We start from the raw sequence: 2,328 nt of genomic DNA on the forward strand, positions 1-2,328 counted from the left end.
GGACAACAAATAAAAACCTATTGGATTAATGACTTAAATTATGATTTATATTGTTTCTGGCAATGCCCTCAAGAAAATATTGAGTTTTTGGTAGCAAAAATAACAGAAATTAAACAGAAATATGATAAGGGACGAGAATTATTTCAAGATTTGACAAGGGAAGATTTAAAGTTAACCGACTTTGAGAAAGCGGTGCGTTTTTTTATCTTAAATCGGATGACTTTTTCGGGAACAGTCGATTCCGGGGGTTATTCCCAAGCGGCTTTTAACAGTAGATTTACTGATTCATCAATTGCCAGATTAACGCAAATTGCGCCGTTATTAGCATCGGTCAAAATTACTAACCAAGACTACGAAGAATTATTATTTCAAGAGGGAAAAGAAGTTTTTATCTTCCTCGATCCCCCCTACTATAGTGCCACAAAATCCCGTTTATACGGCGTAAGAGGGAATTTACATACCAGCTTCGATCATCAACGCTTTGCCGATCATATGCGTCAATGTCAGGCTAAATGGTTAATTACCTACGATGATTGTCCAGAGATCAGAAAACTCTTTGATTTTGCCCATATTATCGAGTGGAATCTTCAGTATGGCATGAATAATTATAAACAAGGAGCGGCGGCATCTGGTAGAGAATTAATGATCAAAAATTATTAGTGCGATGCCGAAGGCACTGGGTAGCAGTAAGCTAATCTTATATGTTGGGTTGACGACTGTACTTCATCCTATTAATTTAACCATTGGTGCAAATCTTCTAAATCCGAAAAATCCAATAAAGCAAGAGCTAAATTATCCAATTGATTAGGATTTAACTGTTTAATTTTTTGTTCTACCTTTAAAGGAATAGAACCTAGTTTTAAGTTTAGCTGACGCAAAATTAGGCTTTTTTTAGCCGATAATTCTCCTTCCTCTCTGCCTTCCTCTCTGCCTTCCTCTCTGCCTTCCTCTCTGCCTTCCTCTCTGCCTTCCTCTCTGCCTTCCTCTAAAGCTTCTTGATAAACCTTAGTTTCTCTTAAATCACTTAAACTAAACATAGCTTCTATCTCCTTACGGTTTAATTTCGGTAATTTATAAATGAGAATTGTCTCAATTAATTCTAGAATGTCCTGTCCTTTTAAAGACTCCTGAAATTGTTGTCTAACTTGTTGAATCAGTTCTTTTCCTTGGGCTAAGGTGTTTGGTTCCGATTCCACAATTAATTGTAACACTTTTACCCCCAGAGAATCCCCCTCATCTAATTGATTCAGATAATAACAGTTAACCCGTCCTGACTCAAAGAATTCTTGATAACGAGATTTGGGACTATTTTCAATTCCAGGATGAGGATAAATGATCACCCCTTGCCAATTGTTATTACTCTCACTTTGATGAAAATAGAGAAATATTTCACTAAAAAAGCGCGAGTAAAACCGTTCATCTTTTTGAAATTGTACCTCAACAAAGTAAATCGGTTCATTAAGGTTATCAGGAAGAAAGACCCCATCTAAACGAAAAGCGAGTTGTTTAACTTCTAGGGAGGAAAATTGATAATGATTGACGGTTTCAGGGGGAAGATTCAGCAAATCAAAGAAACTTTCAGGAAAAGTCTGAAAGAGACGATAGAAAATACTGTCCGTTTTCACTCAATTTTGTCCCTCAATGACTTGTGGTACTTGTTCAATATCTAAGTCTAAAGCTTGGGCAATTTGTTCTACACTTCACCCTAAAGCCAATAAACGGGGAATAGAGTTTAATTTAGCGGTTAATGCTCCTTCCTCTCTGCCTTCCTCTAAAATATCTTGATAGATGACTGATTCTCTCATAATGTCACTCCGAAGGATTTTTTTTATCGTCTCTCGATTGTAATTCTTCGATCGCGTCGGGGGATAAATCAGTAAATCGGGCAATTTCTGAGATAGGAAAACCAGCAGATAGCATTTTTAGAGCAATTTGTCGGGCTTTTTCTTCTTTACCTTCCTCTTTGCCTTCCTCTCTGCCTTCCTCTAAAATATCTTGATAGATGACGGATTCTCTCATAATGTCACTCCGAAGGATTTTTTTTATCGTCTCTCGATTTAATACTAACCCAGCGAGAATACTGGTAGCGGCAGCGAGATTGCTTTGCACCTGTTTTTGAGAGATAGTTTCTAGAGAACGGGACAGCTGACTTAACACCTGTTCGGGATCATCGGTATTGCTGAGGACGGCAAAGGGTAATAAACCGGGTTGACTTGAAAAGAATGAAAGGTTTCCCCCAGACGGAAGGTATTTTCTTGCACTAGGGGAGAATCGCTGCGTCGCAGATAAATTACCACTTGACGCATTGGTTTTTGGGGATGACGACGA

The 2,328-nt window shown here is 38.1% G+C and carries 2 protein-coding genes and 2 pseudogenes; 1 reads left to right on the forward strand and 3 read right to left on the reverse strand.

The features are described from left to right. A partial coding sequence (locus PX481_RS14855; RefSeq protein ID WP_288094853.1) for a DNA adenine methylase occupies positions 1-660 on the forward strand: 660 nt, incomplete at its 5' end. Between the two features lie 71 nt (positions 661-731). Here PX481_RS14855 and PX481_RS14860 read toward each other — a convergent pair. From PX481_RS14860 to PX481_RS14870, 3 genes and pseudogenes are all read right to left on the reverse strand, one after another. Next, a complete protein-coding gene (locus tag PX481_RS14860) occupies positions 732-1,625 on the reverse strand; it encodes an Rpn family recombination-promoting nuclease/putative transposase (protein WP_288094854.1) in 894 nt (297 codons plus the stop codon). Next, positions 1,626-1,775 (reverse strand): annotated as a pseudogene (locus tag PX481_RS14865) (flagellar assembly protein H); the annotation flags it as partial. It lies immediately after the preceding gene. Positions 1,776-1,809: 34 nt separating this feature from the next. Next, positions 1,810-2,328 (reverse strand): annotated as a pseudogene (locus PX481_RS14870) (Rpn family recombination-promoting nuclease/putative transposase); the annotation flags it as partial.

The organism is Microcystis sp. M53603_WE2 (assembly GCF_030065435.1).